Source organism: Pseudomonas sp. DR48, assembly GCF_019823085.1.
Taxonomy (GTDB): Bacteria; Pseudomonadota; Gammaproteobacteria; order Pseudomonadales; family Pseudomonadaceae; genus Aquipseudomonas.
In genome coordinates this window covers 230,957-246,371 of record NZ_CP081946.1, presented here as the reverse complement: position 1 = coordinate 246,371, position 15,415 = coordinate 230,957, and the positions used below count along the sequence as shown (strand labels likewise).

Here is a 15,415-nt window from a genome sequence, read left to right as displayed (position 1 = left end):
TCCTGCAATAAAGTCATCAAAACCGTCGGGTGGATGAGATTCAGCTTATGTTCAGAGTGCGTTCAGGGTGGTGTGCGTAACCTTGACCAGTGTCCAAAAGCTAATGGCGCATGAGGAAATGCCCCAATGGCTCGCTTAAAAAGCTGCTTGCGGCCTTTACCGTCTGGGGCGTGAGCACCACTGTTTTTGCCAACGGCGACAATTTCGCCAGCCTTACTCTTGGACAGACCAGCGACAGGATTAAAAAGTCCCACACCCGAACGACAACGTGTCGGTCTCGCACAATGGCATTAAACTGCATCAGGAAAACCTGCTGGGGCAGCTACGAACTATCCTGCCCGGTGAGGATTGCGCGGCTTACCTGACTGGCGAAACCATGCTTTGGAGATGTTGATTTGCCTAGGAGCGCGTTATGAAACTGCTGGTCGTTGAAGACGAAGCGCTGTTGCGCCATCACCTGCAAACCCGCCTGACGGAAAGCGGCCATGTGGTCGAGTCCGTGGCCAATGCTGAAGAAGCGCTCTACCAGACCGAGCAGTTCAACCATGACCTGGCGGTGATCGACCTCGGCCTGCCGGGCATGGGTGGGCTCGATTTGATTCGTCAGCTGCGCTCACGCGGCAATACCTTCCCGATCCTGATCCTCACCGCACGCGGCAACTGGCAGGACAAGGTCGAAGGCCTCGCCGCCGGCGCCGACGATTACGTGGTCAAGCCGTTCCAGTTCGAGGAGCTCGACGCACGCCTGAACGCCTTGCTGCGCCGCTCCAGCGGTTTTACGCAGTCGACCATCGTCGCCGGACCGCTGCTGCTGGACCTCAATCGCAAACAGGCCACCCTCGACGAAAAACCGCTGGCCCTGACCGCGTACGAATACCGGATCCTGGAATACCTCATGCGTCATCATCAGCAAGTGGTGGCCAAGGATCGCCTGATGGAGCAACTCTACCCGGACGACGATGAGCGCGATCCGAACGTCATCGAAGTGCTGGTCGGCCGTCTGCGCCGCAAACTCGAAGGCCCGACCGGTTTCAAGCCGATCGACACCGTGCGTGGCCTCGGCTACCTGTTCAATGAGCGCTGCACTTGATTCGATCCCTTCGTGTCCGTTTGATGCTCGCCGCCACCTTGCTGGCGGTGTTGTTCATGCTGGCGTTGCTGCCCGCGATGCAGGGCGCGTTCAGCCTCGCGTTACAGGATTCCATCGAGCAGCGCCTGGCGTCGGACGTGACCACGCTGATCTCCGCCGCGCGGATGGAAAACAACACCCTGCAAATGCCCGTGCAGTTGCCCGATGAACGCTTCAACCTGACCGACAGCCGCTTGCTCGGCTACATCTACGACCGTGAAGGGCATCTGGTGTGGCGTTCCAGAGCCACCCGCGAAGAAATGCTCAACTACAAACCGCGCTACGACGGACTCGGCAGCGAATTTGCGCGCATTCGCGAAGCCAATGGTCAGGAGTTCTTCGTCTACGACGTCGAAGTCAAACTGCTCGGCGGTAAAAACGCGGCATTCAGCTTCGTTGCCCTGCAACCGGTGCGCGAATACGAAGCGACCCTCGAAGGCTTGCGCGAAAATCTCTACCTGGGTTTCGGCGCCGCGTTGCTGGTGCTGCTCGCCTTGCTGTGGATCGGTTTGACCTGGGGTTTGCAGGCCTTGCGCCGGCTTAGTCAGGAACTCGACGAAATCGAAAACGGCGCCCGCGAAAGCCTCAGCGAACAACACCCACGCGAACTGCTGCGCCTGACCGGTTCCCTCAACCGTTTGCTACACAGCGAACGGGAACAGCGCAGCCGCTACCGCGACTCCCTCGACGACCTGGCCCACAGCCTGAAAACCCCGCTGACCGTGCTGCAAGGCGTCAGCGAAGACATGGCCAAACGCCCGCAAGACCGCGATCAGGCGCGGGTACTGCAAAACCAGATCGAACGCATGAGCCAGCAGATCAGCTATCAACTGCAACGCGCCAGCCTGCGCAAAAGCGGTCTGGTGCGCCATCAGGTGCGCCTGCGCCCAGTGTTGAAAAGCCTGTGCGACACGCTGGACAAGGTCTACCGCGACAAACCCGTGCGCGTCGCTTTCGATCTGCCGGACCCGTGTTACGTGCCGATCGAGCAGGGAGCCTTGCTGGAAATGATGGGCAACCTGCTGGAAAACGCCTACCGCCTGTGCCTGGGCGAAGTGCGCATCAGCGTGCGCGAAACCCTGAACGGCGTTGAGCTGTGCGTTGAAGATGACGGACCGGGCGTACCGCCGGACCAGCGGGCACGGATCCTCGAGCGCGGCGAGCGGCTGGACCGGCAACATCCGGGTCAGGGCATTGGCCTGGCAGTGGTCAAGGACATCATCGAGAGCTACAGCGCCAAGCTGACGCTGGGGGATTCGCCGATGGGCGGGGCGGCGTTCCGGATTCATTTTCCGGTGGTTTGATGTGGGTGCCTGGCCGAAAAGATCGCAGCCTCGTTGCACTCGACAGCTCCTACAGGCGCACGCAAATCCCTGTAGGAGCTGTCGAGTGCAACGAGGCTGCGATCTTTTGATTTTAAACAGCGCTGTTTAAAACACATCTCCAGACACTCACTCAGGCTACACATCCTTGCGCCGTAACCTACGGCTACGCCAGAATCCGCTGGCTTGTGCGCCTGGGGCGTGGACTCTATCGTTTGCGGGTCGCTGACGAATCAGCGATCGGGTTTAGCGATCCGATGCCCCGCAGCTGTAACACTCCAGTCTCAAATGCAGTTTTTCCTCTGCACTTTGCGTAATGGTGGCTGTGCGTGGGAGACCTTCGGGTCTACCCGGGGTTTCTGTGTCCCGGATCGCTAACCTGCGTACAGCCGCCACCTTTTACTTGTTTAGCGATAGGTCGTGGTGGCTCCACCAATCACGGAGATTCAAGCATGTTCAAAATCACACCCAACCCACCCGACGCCGACGACGTTTCCCCCTACGAATCCACTGATTCGAAAAAATTCAACGAAGCCGCCGACCGCGCCCTCGACTACTACCTCAAGCCCGCAGCGCTCAACGAGGCACCGCGCAAACCCAGCACCCTCTACTTCGTCGACCCCGACACCGACGACGAAACCCTGCTGGTCAACGCCTGTGAGTCCCTGGCGTCGGCGAGTGTGATGCTGAGTAATTTCGCGGGGTTGATCGAGGGCTCCCATCGCCACACGGTTTTGGGGATTCAGCAAGTCGTGATGCTCGGTGAGCTGGCGGTGAACCGGATGCTGGACAGGCTCGATCCGCCGTAGTCGTTCAGTCGGGCAGACCGCGTCATCGTTCTTCGCGAGCAAGCCCGCTCCCACAAGGGATCTTCGGTGACCACACTATTTGTGGATACCCGAGATCAAATGTGGGAGCGGGCTTGCTCGCGAAGAGGCCAGTCGATTCAACGCAACAAATCAGTTCTCTTGCGCGCGGTAAGCCCCTGGCGTCACCCCGGTCCATTTCTTGAACGCCCGGTGAAATGCCGAAGGTTCGGAAAACCCCAACTGCTCGGCGATCTGTTGCAACGACAGGTCCGCACGCCCCAGATGATAAATCGCAATGTCGCGGCGCAACTGATCCTTCAATTCCTGAAAGCTTGATCCTTCTTCACGCAAATGCCGGCGCAGGGTCTGTGGACTGATGTGCAGGTGTGCCGCCACGGCTTCGAGGTCCGGCCAGCGCGAACTGTCGCGGCTGAGCAAGCGGCGCAACTGGCTGCTCAGGCTGTCGCCGTCATCCGGGCGCGAGAGCAGGTCGGCGGGGGAGTGTTCGAGGAAGTGCTTGAGGGTGCGCTCGTCTTGTAACAACGGCATGTTCAAGTAACGACTGTGAAACAGCAGGCTGCTTTGCGCCGAGGAAAACACCATGGGGCAGGGGAACAGCAAGTCGTATTCCGCGCCGTGCTCCGGCTTTGGATAACTGAAGGTCGCCTGTTCCAGCCGGATACGCTGACCGATCAGCCAGCTGCCGAGACGATGCCATACCATCAATTGGCTTTCGGTCAGGAAATGGTCCGGGTCCTGGAACTTCGAATCGTCGAGGCTCAGGCGGATCATTTCATCTTCGCGGGTCAGGGTCAGACGCGGGCCGTCGGGGAATAGGCTATAAAATAATAAGCCGCGATGCAGTGCTTTTTCCAGATTGCGGCAGTGAATCACGGCATGGCACATCATCGCGAACGTGCCGGTTTTGCTGGGCACCGGCCCGAAGCCGAGGTATTCGTCGTCCAGTGCCAGCCACAAACCCTGGATCAAACGGGTGAACTGCTCAGGGGCAATACGCGCGCGCGGCTCATCCAGCACCTCGGAGCTGATGCCCAGTTGTTGCAACAGAGTGGAACAGTCATACCCGAGGCGTCTTGCGCCACCAAGGGCGGCACGGGCGAAATGACTGGCGATGGTGCGTTCGCGCATAGGAGGCAGGTCCGTCCATTGAACGGCGGATGGTAGCCGCGGTGCGCGACGATGAACAAGGCGGATATCCGCCAAATTGCAGGATGAGGTCTGGTTGATGGGCGGAAACCCGCCACATTGTTCTCGCCGATGGGTGGTATGAAAAAGCTGTAACCCCTGATGTCAAAAGGCTTGCGGGGATTTTGCAGAAGGTGGCACGGGCCTTGCGATACAACCGGCAGATGCTTGCCGATGCGCAGCTCGACAAAACAAATCCCTCCAGTGCAGGAGGGTTCGCAATTGAAGTGTTCAGGGCAACAGATGGATGTTGTCACCGGGCACTCTTGAGGAACTTTGCAATGACGACTCGTCAGCCACTGTACAAATCCCTGTATTTCCAGGTGATCGTTGCCATCGCCATCGGCATCCTGGTCGGTCACTTCTACCCACAGACCGGTGTGGCCCTCAAGCCGCTGGGTGACGGGTTCATCAAACTGATCAAAATGATCATCGCCCCGATCATCTTCTGCACCGTTGTCAGCGGTATCGCGGGCATGCAGAGCATGAAGTCGGTCGGCAAGACCGGCGGTTACGCGCTGCTGTACTTCGAAATCGTGTCGACCATTGCATTGCTGGTCGGTCTGGTTGTAGTCAACATCGTGCAGCCGGGCGCCGGCATGCACATCGACGTGACCACGCTGGATGCCTCCAAAGTCGCTCAATACGTCGCGGCCGGTGCTGATCAAAGCGTCGTTGGCTTCCTGCTGAACGTGATCCCGAACACTATCTTCGGCGCATTCGCCACCGGCGATATCCTGCAAGTGCTGATGTTCTCGGTGATCTTCGGTTTCGCTCTGCATCGCCTGGGTGCCTACGGCAAGCCGATTCTGGACTTCATCGATCGCTTCGCGCACGTCATGTTCAACATCATCAACATGATCATGAAGCTCGCGCCACTCGGTGCCCTGGGCGCCATGGCGTTCACCATCGGTGCCTACGGTGTGGGTTCGCTGGTGCAACTGGGTCAACTGATGGCCTGCTTCTACATCACTTGCATCGTGTTCGTACTGGTCGTGCTGGGCGCTATCGCTCGCGCTCACGGTTTCAGCGTGCTGAAAGTGATTCGCTACATCCGTGAAGAACTGCTGATCGTGCTGGGTACCTCTTCTTCGGAATCGGTACTGCCACGCATGCTGATCAAGATGGAACGCCTGGGCGCGCAGAAATCCGTGGTGGGTCTGGTGATCCCGACCGGTTACTCGTTCAACCTCGACGGTACTGCGATCTACCTGACCATGGCGGCGGTGTTCATTGCTCAGGCAACCGACACCCACATGGACATCACGCACCAGATCACCCTGCTGGTGGTGTTGCTGCTGTCCTCCAAAGGCGCTGCCGGCGTGACCGGTTCGGGCTTCATCGTATTGGCCGCTACCCTGTCCGCCGTTGGCCACCTGCCGGTTGCCGGTCTGGCGCTGATTCTGGGTATCGACCGCTTCATGTCCGAGGCTCGCGCACTGACCAACCTGGTGGGTAACGCGGTTGCCACCCTGGTTGTGGCCAAGTGGGTCAAGGAGCTGGACGTTGACGTGATGCACGCAGAACTGGCTTCTGGCGGTCGCGGTATCTCCGACGAACGCGTTGAAGACGACCTGGGTGTAGCCGAAGGCGCCACCCCAAGCAACGTCAAGTAAGACTTGCTGCAATGAAGAAACCCGCTTCGGCGGGTTTTTTCATGCCCGGGATTTGAGCGTAACGGTCACAGCCGCTGACACTTCAGGTGATTGCTGCAACGCCATTGCCTGCCTAGGCTTGAAGCATCGCTCACGGAGATTGCTCATGCTCGGTCCACTGGCATCACTCAAGGTTCTGGATTTTTCGACATTGCTGCCGGGGCCATTTGCCTCGTTATTGCTGGCGGACATGGGCGCCGAGGTATTGCGCATCGAATCGCCGACCCGCATGGACCTGCTACGGGTCTTGCCGCCGCACGATCACGGTGTGTCTGCCAGCCACGCCTACCTCAATCGCAACAAGCGCAGCCTGGCGCTGGACCTCAAGCAACCCGAGGCGCTGGAGGTGATCAAGCAGTTGCTGGCGGACCACGACATCGTGCTGGAGCAATTCCGTCCCGGCGTGATGGAACGCCTGGGGCTGGGGTATGAAGCGTTGAAGGCGATCAATCCGAGGCTGATCTACGTGTCGATCACCGGCTACGGGCAGACCGGCCCCTACAAGGATCGCGCCGGCCACGACATCAATTACCTGGCGCTGGCAGGGTTGGCGAGCTACACCGGTCGCGCCGACAGTGGGCCGTTGCCGCTGGGCATGCAGGTGGCGGATGTCGCCGGCGGCTCGCTGCATGGGGTCATCGGCCTGCTGGCGGCAGTGATCGCCCGGCAACAATCCGGGGTGGGGCAGCACCTGGACGTGAGCATGACCGACTGCGCCTTCAGCCTGAACGCCATGACGGGCGCCGGTTACCTGGCGTGCGGCGTGGAGCCGGGCAGGGAAGATCAAATGCTCAATGGCGGCAGCTTCTACGACTATTACCGCTCGCGGGACGGGCGCTGGTTATCGGTGGGCAGTCTGGAGCCGGGCTTCATGAAGCAATTGTGTACGGCGTTGGGGCTGGAGGAGCTGTCGGCGCTGGGCTTGTCGCCTCAGCCGGCCCAGCAAAAGAAGCTCAAGGAAGCGCTGAAGACCGAATTCGAGAAGCACGACTTTGCCGAGTTGTGTTCCCTGTTTGCCGAACTCGATGCGTGTGTCGAACCGGTATTGAGCCTGGGTGAGGCGGTGCGGCATCCGCAGCTCAAGGCGCGCGAGCTGGTGACTGAGGTGCCGCGTGGGGATGGCTCGACCCAGCCACAGATGGCTTGTCCGTTGAAGTTTTCAGATGGATTGCCAGAACCCCGGCATGTTGGCGCGTCGCTGGGGCAGCATACGGATGAGGTGTTGGCGGAGTTGGGGTTTAGCGCGCAACGGATTGAAGCATTGCGGCGCGCCCAGGTGATTCTCTAGCGCCTGTGGCGGCCTCTTCGCGGGCAAGCCCGCTCCCACAGGGGATTTTCGGCGTGACATAAATCCAGTGTGGGAGCGGGCTTGCCCGCGAAGAGGCCAGACCAGACACCACAAATCGGACCTATTCGACCCGCATCTCCCCGCTAAACACCAATGTACTGCGGCATCTGCGGCACAAATACCGCCGCCCTTGCCGCACCAGGCTATGGCGCTGGGCGGAAAACGGAAAGTCGCTGTCGGCGCACGGGCATTTATAGATATAGCGCGTCACGCTGCGGCGTTTGACGTCGTAGGTGTGGCAGCGGTTGGGCGGCAATTCATACACGCCGCGCATGATCAATTGCCACTCTTCGCCGTGCGGCTGGATGCGGTCGCCGAACAGTTGATGGGCGATCAGGTGCGCGACTTCATGGGCCACGGTCTGCTTGAGGAAGTCTTCGGTGTTTTCCCGGTACAACTGAGGATTGAAGCGCAGCAGGTTCTCGTGCAAATGCGCGACACCGGCTTTTTGCCCGCGCAGCTTGAGGCTCACCACGGGGCGTTTGAAAGAGCGTTTGAAAAAGGATTCGGCGAGTTGGTAACAGTCTTCGACGCGGGTATTGAGTTGCTCGGGCATGCTTGATGGATCTCCAGAGACGTCGAGTATGCCGCAACGCCGGGGCCTTGCGAATCGTCGATGTGCCGAGTGGTCGTCACCTTCTTTGTGCTTGGGCATTAGAAGGCCGCCTTGCGGCGGCCTGTATTGGCAGATCTGGTTATTAGTGGGTGAGTTGCTAATTGGTATAGACCGGCCCCACGCCGAGTCCCCAGACAATAACGGTAAACGCCATGATGGCCACCAGCACCACCAGGCCTACGGCTAGCACTGAACTGGAAAACAGGAATCCCTCGTCCGATGGAATGTTCATGAAGGTTGGTAAGCCCACATACAACAGGTAAACGGTATAGCAGATGGCCGCCGTCCCGACGATCATCCCCAGCCACATGTGTGGATACAGCGCCGCCAGACCGCCAATGAACAGCGGTGTCGCGGTATAGGTTGCAAACGCAACACAACGGGCCAGACTCGGATTGGCGTCATACGTGCGGGCCATCCAGTGGATGAATGCGCCCATCACCGCGACACCGCCGAGCATCGCCAGGTACGACATGATTGTCATCCATAGCGCGCTTTCATGGGTCAGCATCACCGGAGCCCGGCTGCCAATGACCCAGCCGACCTGAGTGGTGCCGATAAATGCCGACACGGCAGGGATCGCCGCCAGAATCAGCGTGTGAGTCAGGTACATGTGGCTGATGCTTTCCTCTTGGTCGCCACGGATTTGTTTCCATTCCTGGTCGGGGTGGGTGAAGAGCCCCACTACGTGATGGATCATGCCAGTCACTCCTCTTGTTTTTACCGTCGCCCCCCAGTGGAGCGCTTACAGGCCAAAGTGGCCAAGTAAGTAATAGGTCTGGATATGTCAGCGACCTTATGTCGCAGTATAGAAAGGTCTTTACGGCGCAGGTGCAGGGGCGTTAGAGCAAATCGCGCTGTAAACAGACCTGTTAATCGCTGCGGGGTCTGTCACCACAATCCCTGTGGGACGGGCTTGCTTGCGAAAGCGGAGTGTCAGGCAATATGGTTTCGACTGACACTCCGTCTTCGCGAGCAAGCCCGCTCCCACAGTGGACGGTGGGCCCTTCGCCCACGGAGCGTTTTTGCGTAAAATGCCGGCCTTTCGTCACATTCACGGATTCGCGTCATGGGCACACTCACGGTCAACCAGAACAAACTGCAAAAGCGCCTGCGCCGTCAGGCCGGTGAAGCTGTTGCCGATTTCAACATGATTGAAGACGGCGACAAGGTCATGGTCTGCCTGTCCGGGGGCAAGGACAGCTACACCATGCTCGACGTGCTGCTGCATTTGCAGAAGGTCGCGCCGATCAAGTTTGAAATCGTGGCCGTGAACATGGACCAGAAACAGCCAGGCTTCCCCGAAGAAGTGCTGCCGGCTTACTTGAAAACCCTGGGCATCGAGTACCACATCGTCGAGAAAGACACCTATTCAGTGGTCAAGGAGCTGATCCCGGAAGGCAAGACCACCTGCTCGTTGTGCTCACGCCTGCGTCGCGGCACGCTCTACACCTTCGCCGACGAAATCGGTGCGACCAAAATGGCCCTGGGTCACCACCGCGACGACATCGTCGAGACGTTCTTCCTCAATATGTTCTTCAACGGCTCGCTCAAAGCCATGCCACCCAAGTTGCGCGCCGACGATGGCCGCAACGTGGTGATCCGCCCGCTGGCCTACTGCAACGAAAAAGACATCCAGGCGTACTCGGACTTAAAGCAATTCCCGATCATCCCGTGCAACCTCTGCGGTTCTCAGGAAAACCTGCAGCGCCAAGTGGTCAAGGAGATGTTGCAGGAGTGGGAGCGCAAGACCCCGGGACGCACCGAAAGCATCTTCCGCAGCTTGCAAAACGTCATCCCGTCGCAACTGGCGGACCGCAACCTGTTCGACTTCACCAACCTGCGTATCGACGAAACCGCCGCGTCGCGGTTCGTCAATGTCGTGAACCTCTAAACACAATCACTGTGGGAGCTAGCCTGCTGGCGATGGCGGTGGGTCAGACACATCATTGTTGACTGACCCACCGCCATCGCCAGCAGGCTGGCTCCCACATGGGTCTATTTCACTTATTCATCTGGAGAGGGCATGCGCGATTACAAGTGGCTGCACGAATACTGTCTGAACCGCTTCGGTTCGGCGGCTGAACTGGAAGCCCATCTGCCCGTTCCCAAGACCCCGGCGCAATTGCGCAAGATCAGCGATGATCGCTACCTTTCGACCATGGCGCTGCGCGTGTTTCGCGCCGGCCTCAAGCACAGCCTGGTGGATGCCAAGTGGCCGGCCTTCGAAGAAGTGTTCTTCAAGTTCGACCCGGAAAAAGTCGTGCTGATGAGCGCCGAGCACCTGGAGCGCCTGATGCAGGACGCGCGGATCATCCGTCACTTGGGCAAGCTCAAGAGCGTGCCGCGCAATGCGCAGTTCATTCTGGATGTGGCTCATGAAAAGGGCAGCTTTGGCGAATTGATCGCCGACTGGCCGGTGACCGACATCGTCGGCTTGTGGACCTTCCTGAAAAAACGCGGGCATCAATTGGGCGGGCTGTCGGCGCCGCGCTTCTTGCGCATGGTCGGCAAGGACACGTTTGTACCGAGCTACGACGTGGTCGCAGCGTTGAACGCGCAGAAGATCGTCGACAAGGTGCCGACCAGTCTGCGCGATCAGGCGTTGGTGCAGGATGTGTTCAACCAGTGGCATGAACAGAGCGGCGGTCGGGCGATGAGCCAGATTTCGATGATGCTCGCGTACACCGTCAATCATTGAGACCGAGTCGCGGCAATCGCCAGCAGGCTGGCTCCCACATTGGATCTGTGGCGTACACAGGTCCAATGTGGGAGCCAGCCTGCTGGCGATTGCAATCTGTCAGGCAGCGGAAGTCTCGCCTTCGCCGGCGAGCTTGCGATTCAACTGAAACCGCCACCGCACATACAGCAACGCCGAGCAAAACACCGCCAGGCTTGCGCCCATCTCCAGCAAACCGAACAGCTGCCGGTTCGGGTCATACGCGGCCAACGCGCCCTTGATGAAATACAGGTTCACCACAAAACACATCCACGAATGCCCGCGTGCGCTGCCGACTATCATCCCCGGCGCCAATAACAGCAGGGGCACCAACTCGATCAGCAGAATCACCCACGGCCGCGCGCCATGCAGGTCGGCGACCAGCAGGTAGTAGACGCACAACAACCCCACCAGTCCGAAAAAGCACAACAGGCTGACAACCCGCATCGCCCGGACTCTCGGTTCGAGCCATTCGATGGCGGGCAGAATCTTTGGCTTCTTCGCCATGTCAGCCCTCCAGCTTCAGTGCAGTCTTCGCCAGCCGCAGGCCAAGCGCCCGGCACAGTGCGACTTCATGCTGGTTCAATCCCTGTTTGCCATCGGCCCCGGCGTGATGGCTGGCACCGTAAGGCGTGCCGCCGCCGCGGGTTTCCAGCAGGGCCGATTCGCTGTAGGGCAGGCCAGTGATCAGCATGCCGTGGTGCAGCAACGGCAGCATCATCGACAGCAGCGTGGTTTCCTGGCCGCCGTGCAGGCTTGCGGTCGAGGTGAAGACGCCAGCCGGTTTGCCCACCAGGGCGCCGGTCAGCCACAGGTTGCTGGTGCCATCGAGAAAGTACTTGAGCGGCGCCGCCATGTTGCCGAAACGGGTCGGGCTGCCCAAGGCCAGGCCTGCGCAGTTTTTCAAATCGTCGAGGCTGGCGTACAGCGCGCCTTCGTCGGGAATGTCCGGCGACACGGCTTCGCATTCGGTGGAGATCGCCGGCACGGTGCGCAACCGCGCTTCCATTCCGGCCTGTTCGACACCACGGGCAATCTGCCGCGCCATTTCATTGGTCGAGCCGCTACGGCTGTAATACAGAACCAGAATGTACGGTGCGCTCACGGCAGCAACTCCAGCACATTTTCCGGCGGACGGCCGATGATAGCTTTATCGCCGACTTCCAGAATCGGTCGCTCCATGAGTTTCGGGTGAGCGGCGATGGCAGCGATCAATTGCGCCTCGCTCAGGCTGGCGTCGGCCAGGTTGAGGGTTTTGTACTCCTCCTCACCGGTGCGCAGCAGTTGCCGGGCGCTGATGCCGAGCTTGGTCAGCAGACTCTGGATTTGCGCGGCGTCCAGCGGCGTTTCCAGGTAACGGACCACGGTCGGGGCCAGGCCACGGGCTTCGAGCAGTTCGAGCGCACCGCGGGATTTCGAGCAGCGCGGATTGTGATAAAGCGTCAGATCGGTCATGTGCGGGTCGCATCTTGCGTAAGGTGGCGGCTATTCTAACTGGGCAGCGCGCAATCCAGAACCTTGCGAGGCGATGGGTCGCAGGCGCATTCAATTTTGAACAAGGAACACGACATGACAAGGCGACTGGCAGCGGCATTGGCAATCATTGGCGCGTTGATGCTGGGGGGCTGCGGCAACGACTATGGCATCGACCAGAACGGTCACAAAGTCGCCGCCGAACGCCTGGACAAACAATGGGTGGTGCTCAACTACTGGGCCGAATGGTGTGGCCCGTGCCGGACGGAGATTCCGGAGTTGAATGTGCTGGCCGAGCAGTTGAAAGACAAAAAGATCGGTGTGTTCGGGGTCAATTTCGACAATGTGCAGGGTGAAGAGCTGAAAAGCGCCAGTGAAAAACTGGGGATCAAGTTCACGGTGCTGGCGTCGGACCCGGCCGATCTTTTTGAATTGCCACGCAGCGAGGCGCTGCCGGTGACGTACATCATCGATAACCGGGGCAAGGTGCGTGAACAACTGATGGGCGAGCAGACAGCGGCGGGGGTAATGGCCAAGCTCCAGGCGTTGCAGGCGGTCAAATGACCCGCTGATGATGATCGTTCCCACGCTCTGCGTGGGAATGCCGCCCGGGACGCTCCGCGTCCCTTCGCAAATCGTGACGCAGAGCGTCACAGGATGCATTCCCACGCAGAGCGTGGGAACGATCAGCACGCCTCGACGTGGGAACGATCAGCCAGAGGGATCAACCTTCTTCAAGCCACCAGCGCAACGGCTTGCCCTCGGCCGGCCAGAAACGCATCTGCTCGATCGGCGATACGTCCCAGCGCTGCACGCCTTCCAGCGCCTGCAAGAAGCGCTGTTCCTGCTCCATGACTGCCGGCGCACACAGCTTGCGGGTGCTGCCGATCTTGCCGAAGCTCAGCTTATCGCCATCTATCGTGTACGGCGCGAACCAATGGTTGCAGCCGCCGTTACCGTAGGCCCGACCGTCATCACCCAGGGTGATGGTCAGGTGGCTGTAATCCATCAGCGGACGTTCGCCGATCCATTCCAGAATGTAGCTGCGATTTTGTTCAAGTTGTACCGGCTCGGCAGCGCAGCCCATCAGGCTGGCACCAACGATTGCGGGTAGAGCAAGGCGTTTCATTACGCGGGCTCCTGGCATTTCGGGCACAGGTGCTTCTCGCCAACGGTGGTCCAGCCCAGCTCGGCAATCCGCGCGGTGGCCGCCGGTTTTTCAGCCTTGTTGCCCAGCTTGGCGTCGACCGCAAACTCGAAACTCAGCTCTTTGGCGCAGCTGTCGCAATTGACTTTCCAGGTGTGGATCGCCAATTCGCCAAACACCGGACCACTGGCCACTGCGACCCATTGGCCTGGCGGATTGATCAAGTGGCGAACCGTTTCAACGGTCAGGCGCATGGACAAGTCCTTGGCACCTTTGAGGGTCACGACCAGCACGTCATTATTACGAATCGAGCCGCCGTTGCCGGTGACTTGATAACGCCCCGGCACGAGGGCGCGGCATTCGGTGAGGGTGTGTTGCGGGTTCATCAGGCTGTAGCGGAAATCGTGTTCGACCATGGGTCCTCCAAATATGCGCGGTATGCTATCACGGGCCTGCACGCAGCATGGCGCGGGCAGATGACCTTCGATCAGGTTCAAATTACCCACCGACTCATGGCAAACTGCCGCTTTTGCATCTCTAAGGAACGGACATGGCGTTAATCGAATGTTATGAGTGCAAGCAGAGCATCAGCTCCACGGCGCCTGCTTGCATTCATTGCGGTGCCCCGGCGGGAACGGTGCAAGCGACCACGTCGACGCCAGCGCCTGCAGCAGCACCGCTTTCTTTCGGGCGTTTGCCGGCGGATGAGAAAGTGGCAAGGGTGACCCCGGCTGCATTTGGACGCAAACGCAAAACCCAGGGCCCGGCCGAGGTTCAGGCCGCCACACCAACACCGGTTCTCAACGGGCCGCGTCCGGTGGAGCTCTGGCTGAAACTGATGATTTTCTTCATGCCGCCGTTTTTTGTCTGGTTCCTGCTGCGTCGCGGGCATTCAGTGGGGCAGCGTTTGCTGGGCTTCGGCTGGCTGGGGCTGATGATCCTGTTGTCCAAGGCCTGATAGCAATCAACCCTCGACCTGATTCAGCGGCGTTCCGGCGGCCCAGGCTGCGATGTTCTGCAAGGTCGTCGCGGCAATCGCCGCCAAGGCTTCGCGGGTCAGGAAGGCCTGGTGCGCGGTGATGATCACGTTCGGAAAGGTCAGCAACCGCGCCAGCACATCGTCCTGCAACGGCAAGTCGGAACGATCCTCGAAGAACAACTGCGCCTCTTCTTCATACACATCCAGCCCCAGATAACCCAGTTGGCCGTCCTTCAGTGCGTCAATCAGCGCTGGCGTGTCGACCAAGCCGCCACGCCCGGTGTTGATCAACATGGCGCCGGGCTGCATGTGCGCCAGTGATTCGCTGTTGATCAAGTGTTTGCTCTGCTCATTCAGTGGGCAGTGCAGGCTGATGATCTGCGACTCGGCCAACAGTTGCGGCAAACTGAGGTAGCGGGCGCCAAGGGCCTCGACCTGAGGATTCGGATAGGGATCGTAGGCCAGCAACTGGCAGCCGAAGCCGTTCATGATTTTGGCGAAGGTCGCGCCGATCTGCCCGGTGCCGACCACGCCGACGGTCTTGCCCACCAAATCGAACCCCGTCAGCCCGTGCAAGCTGAAATCCCCTTCGCGAGTGCGGTTGTAGGCGCGGTGCAAGCGGCGATTGAGCGCCAGGATCAGCGCCACCGCGTGCTCGGCCACGGCATGCGGCGAATAGGCCGGGACCCGCACAACCGAAAGTCCCAAGCGCTTTGCCGCTGCCAGATCAACGTGGTTGTAGCCGGCCGAGCGCAGGGCGATCAGCCGTGTGCCGCCCGCCGCCAAACGTTCGAGCACCGGGGCGCTGAGGTCATCATTGATAAAGGCGCAGACCACCTCGTGAGCATCGGCCAGCGCCACCGTGTCGAGGCTCAGCCGTGCGGACTGAAACTGCAGTTCAATACCGGCGGGCAGATCGCAGCTCAGAAAGCTGTCGCGGTCGTAGGTCTGGCTGCTGAATAGAATCGTGCGCATGGTGGCCTCCTGGATAACGTGGTCAAGACTTACAGGA

The 15,415-nt window shown here is 59.8% G+C and carries 18 protein-coding genes and 1 pseudogene; 10 read left to right on the top strand and 9 right to left on the bottom strand.

Annotated elements, in window-relative coordinates; genetic code table 11:
* Positions 1 to 110: 110 nt before the first annotated feature.
* The 4 genes and pseudogenes from K5K95_RS01125 to K5K95_RS01110 form a co-directional block, all read left to right on the top strand.
* Positions 111 to 340 (top strand): annotated as a pseudogene (locus K5K95_RS01125) (hypothetical protein); the annotation flags it as partial.
* A 72-nt stretch (positions 341 to 412) separates the two neighbouring features.
* Positions 413 to 1,090, top strand: a complete 678-nt coding sequence (locus K5K95_RS01120; RefSeq protein ID WP_222588051.1) for a response regulator — start codon at positions 413 to 415, stop codon at positions 1,088 to 1,090.
* A complete protein-coding gene (locus K5K95_RS01115; protein ID WP_222588050.1) occupies positions 1,087 to 2,433 on the top strand; it encodes an ATP-binding protein in 1,347 nt (448 codons plus the stop codon). Before K5K95_RS01120 ends, K5K95_RS01115 begins: the two co-directional genes overlap by 4 nt.
* A gap of 470 nt (positions 2,434 to 2,903) precedes the next feature.
* Positions 2,904 to 3,260 carry a DUF6124 family protein gene (locus K5K95_RS01110; RefSeq protein WP_222588049.1) on the top strand — a complete coding sequence of 119 codons (357 nt, stop codon included), beginning with the start codon at positions 2,904 to 2,906 and terminating at the stop codon, positions 3,258 to 3,260.
* A gap of 150 nt (positions 3,261 to 3,410) precedes the next feature.
* On the opposite strand, the gene K5K95_RS01105 is transcribed toward K5K95_RS01110, so the two are convergent.
* Positions 3,411 to 4,409: an AraC family transcriptional regulator gene (locus K5K95_RS01105; protein WP_222588048.1), complete on the bottom strand. Its 999-nt coding sequence runs from the start codon at positions 4,407 to 4,409 to the stop codon at positions 3,411 to 3,413.
* Positions 4,410 to 4,747: 338 nt separating this feature from the next.
* Here K5K95_RS01105 and K5K95_RS01100 point away from each other — a divergent pair, with 338 nt between their 5' ends.
* The gene (locus K5K95_RS01100) at positions 4,748 to 6,082 is read left to right on the top strand and encodes a dicarboxylate/amino acid:cation symporter (RefSeq protein ID WP_222588047.1); all 1,335 of its coding nucleotides are present in this window, start codon (positions 4,748 to 4,750) and stop codon (positions 6,080 to 6,082) included.
* A gap of 145 nt (positions 6,083 to 6,227) precedes the next feature.
* On the top strand, positions 6,228 to 7,409 hold the full coding sequence (locus tag K5K95_RS01095) for a CaiB/BaiF CoA transferase family protein (protein ID WP_222588046.1): 1,182 nt from the start codon (positions 6,228 to 6,230) through the stop codon (positions 7,407 to 7,409).
* A 121-nt stretch (positions 7,410 to 7,530) separates the two neighbouring features.
* Here the strand turns inward: K5K95_RS01095 and K5K95_RS01090 are convergent, their stop codons facing one another.
* Together K5K95_RS01090 and K5K95_RS01085 are read right to left on the bottom strand one after the other, a co-directional pair.
* Complete coding sequence (locus tag K5K95_RS01090) at positions 7,531 to 8,025, bottom strand: SprT family zinc-dependent metalloprotease (protein WP_222588045.1); 495 nt, start codon at positions 8,023 to 8,025, stop codon at positions 7,531 to 7,533.
* Positions 8,026 to 8,182: 157 nt separating this feature from the next.
* Entirely contained in the window at positions 8,183 to 8,785 is a 603-nt protein-coding gene (locus K5K95_RS01085) for a Yip1 family protein (RefSeq protein WP_090186965.1), read from the bottom strand.
* A gap of 369 nt (positions 8,786 to 9,154) precedes the next feature.
* Between K5K95_RS01085 and ttcA the strand changes: the two genes are divergently transcribed.
* Complete coding sequence (gene ttcA / locus K5K95_RS01080; RefSeq protein ID WP_090186962.1) at positions 9,155 to 9,979, top strand: tRNA 2-thiocytidine(32) synthetase TtcA; 825 nt, start codon at positions 9,155 to 9,157, stop codon at positions 9,977 to 9,979.
* A gap of 132 nt (positions 9,980 to 10,111) precedes the next feature.
* Positions 10,112 to 10,786, top strand: a complete 675-nt coding sequence (locus K5K95_RS01075) for a DNA-3-methyladenine glycosylase I (protein WP_222588044.1) — start codon at positions 10,112 to 10,114, stop codon at positions 10,784 to 10,786.
* A 99-nt stretch (positions 10,787 to 10,885) separates the two neighbouring features.
* Here the strand turns inward: K5K95_RS01075 and K5K95_RS01070 are convergent, their stop codons facing one another.
* The 3 genes from K5K95_RS01070 to arsC are packed head-to-tail and all read right to left on the bottom strand — an operon-like array spanning position 10,886 to position 12,259.
* On the bottom strand, positions 10,886 to 11,311 hold the full coding sequence (locus K5K95_RS01070; protein WP_222588043.1) for a DUF2069 domain-containing protein: 426 nt from the start codon (positions 11,309 to 11,311) through the stop codon (positions 10,886 to 10,888).
* A 1-nt stretch (position 11,312) separates the two neighbouring features.
* Complete coding sequence (wrbA, locus tag K5K95_RS01065) at positions 11,313 to 11,909, bottom strand: NAD(P)H:quinone oxidoreductase (protein ID WP_090186954.1); 597 nt, start codon at positions 11,907 to 11,909, stop codon at positions 11,313 to 11,315.
* Positions 11,906 to 12,259, bottom strand: coding sequence for an arsenate reductase (glutaredoxin) (gene arsC / locus K5K95_RS01060; RefSeq protein WP_090186951.1), 354 nt, complete (start codon positions 12,257 to 12,259; stop codon positions 11,906 to 11,908). The genes wrbA and arsC overlap by 4 nt, the downstream gene beginning before the upstream one ends.
* Positions 12,260 to 12,373: 114 nt before the next feature.
* Here arsC and K5K95_RS01055 point away from each other — a divergent pair, with 114 nt between their 5' ends.
* Positions 12,374 to 12,841, top strand: a complete 468-nt coding sequence (locus K5K95_RS01055; protein ID WP_222588042.1) for a TlpA disulfide reductase family protein — start codon at positions 12,374 to 12,376, stop codon at positions 12,839 to 12,841.
* Between the two features lie 160 nt (positions 12,842 to 13,001).
* On the opposite strand, the gene K5K95_RS01050 is transcribed toward K5K95_RS01055, so the two are convergent.
* Together K5K95_RS01050 and K5K95_RS01045 are read right to left on the bottom strand one after the other, a co-directional pair.
* Positions 13,002 to 13,406, bottom strand: a complete 405-nt coding sequence (locus tag K5K95_RS01050) for an META domain-containing protein (RefSeq protein WP_222588041.1) — start codon at positions 13,404 to 13,406, stop codon at positions 13,002 to 13,004.
* Positions 13,406 to 13,840, bottom strand: a complete 435-nt coding sequence (locus K5K95_RS01045) for a hypothetical protein (protein ID WP_033056853.1) — start codon at positions 13,838 to 13,840, stop codon at positions 13,406 to 13,408. Before K5K95_RS01045 ends, K5K95_RS01050 begins: the two co-directional genes overlap by 1 nt.
* Positions 13,841 to 13,974: 134 nt before the next feature.
* Here K5K95_RS01045 and K5K95_RS01040 point away from each other — a divergent pair, with 134 nt between their 5' ends.
* A complete protein-coding gene (locus K5K95_RS01040; protein WP_222588040.1) occupies positions 13,975 to 14,382 on the top strand; it encodes a hypothetical protein in 408 nt (135 codons plus the stop codon).
* 6 nt (positions 14,383 to 14,388) lie between these two features.
* Here the strand turns inward: K5K95_RS01040 and K5K95_RS01035 are convergent, their stop codons facing one another.
* Complete coding sequence (locus tag K5K95_RS01035) at positions 14,389 to 15,378, bottom strand: 2-hydroxyacid dehydrogenase (RefSeq protein ID WP_222588039.1); 990 nt, start codon at positions 15,376 to 15,378, stop codon at positions 14,389 to 14,391.
* Positions 15,379 to 15,415 lie beyond the last annotated feature (37 nt).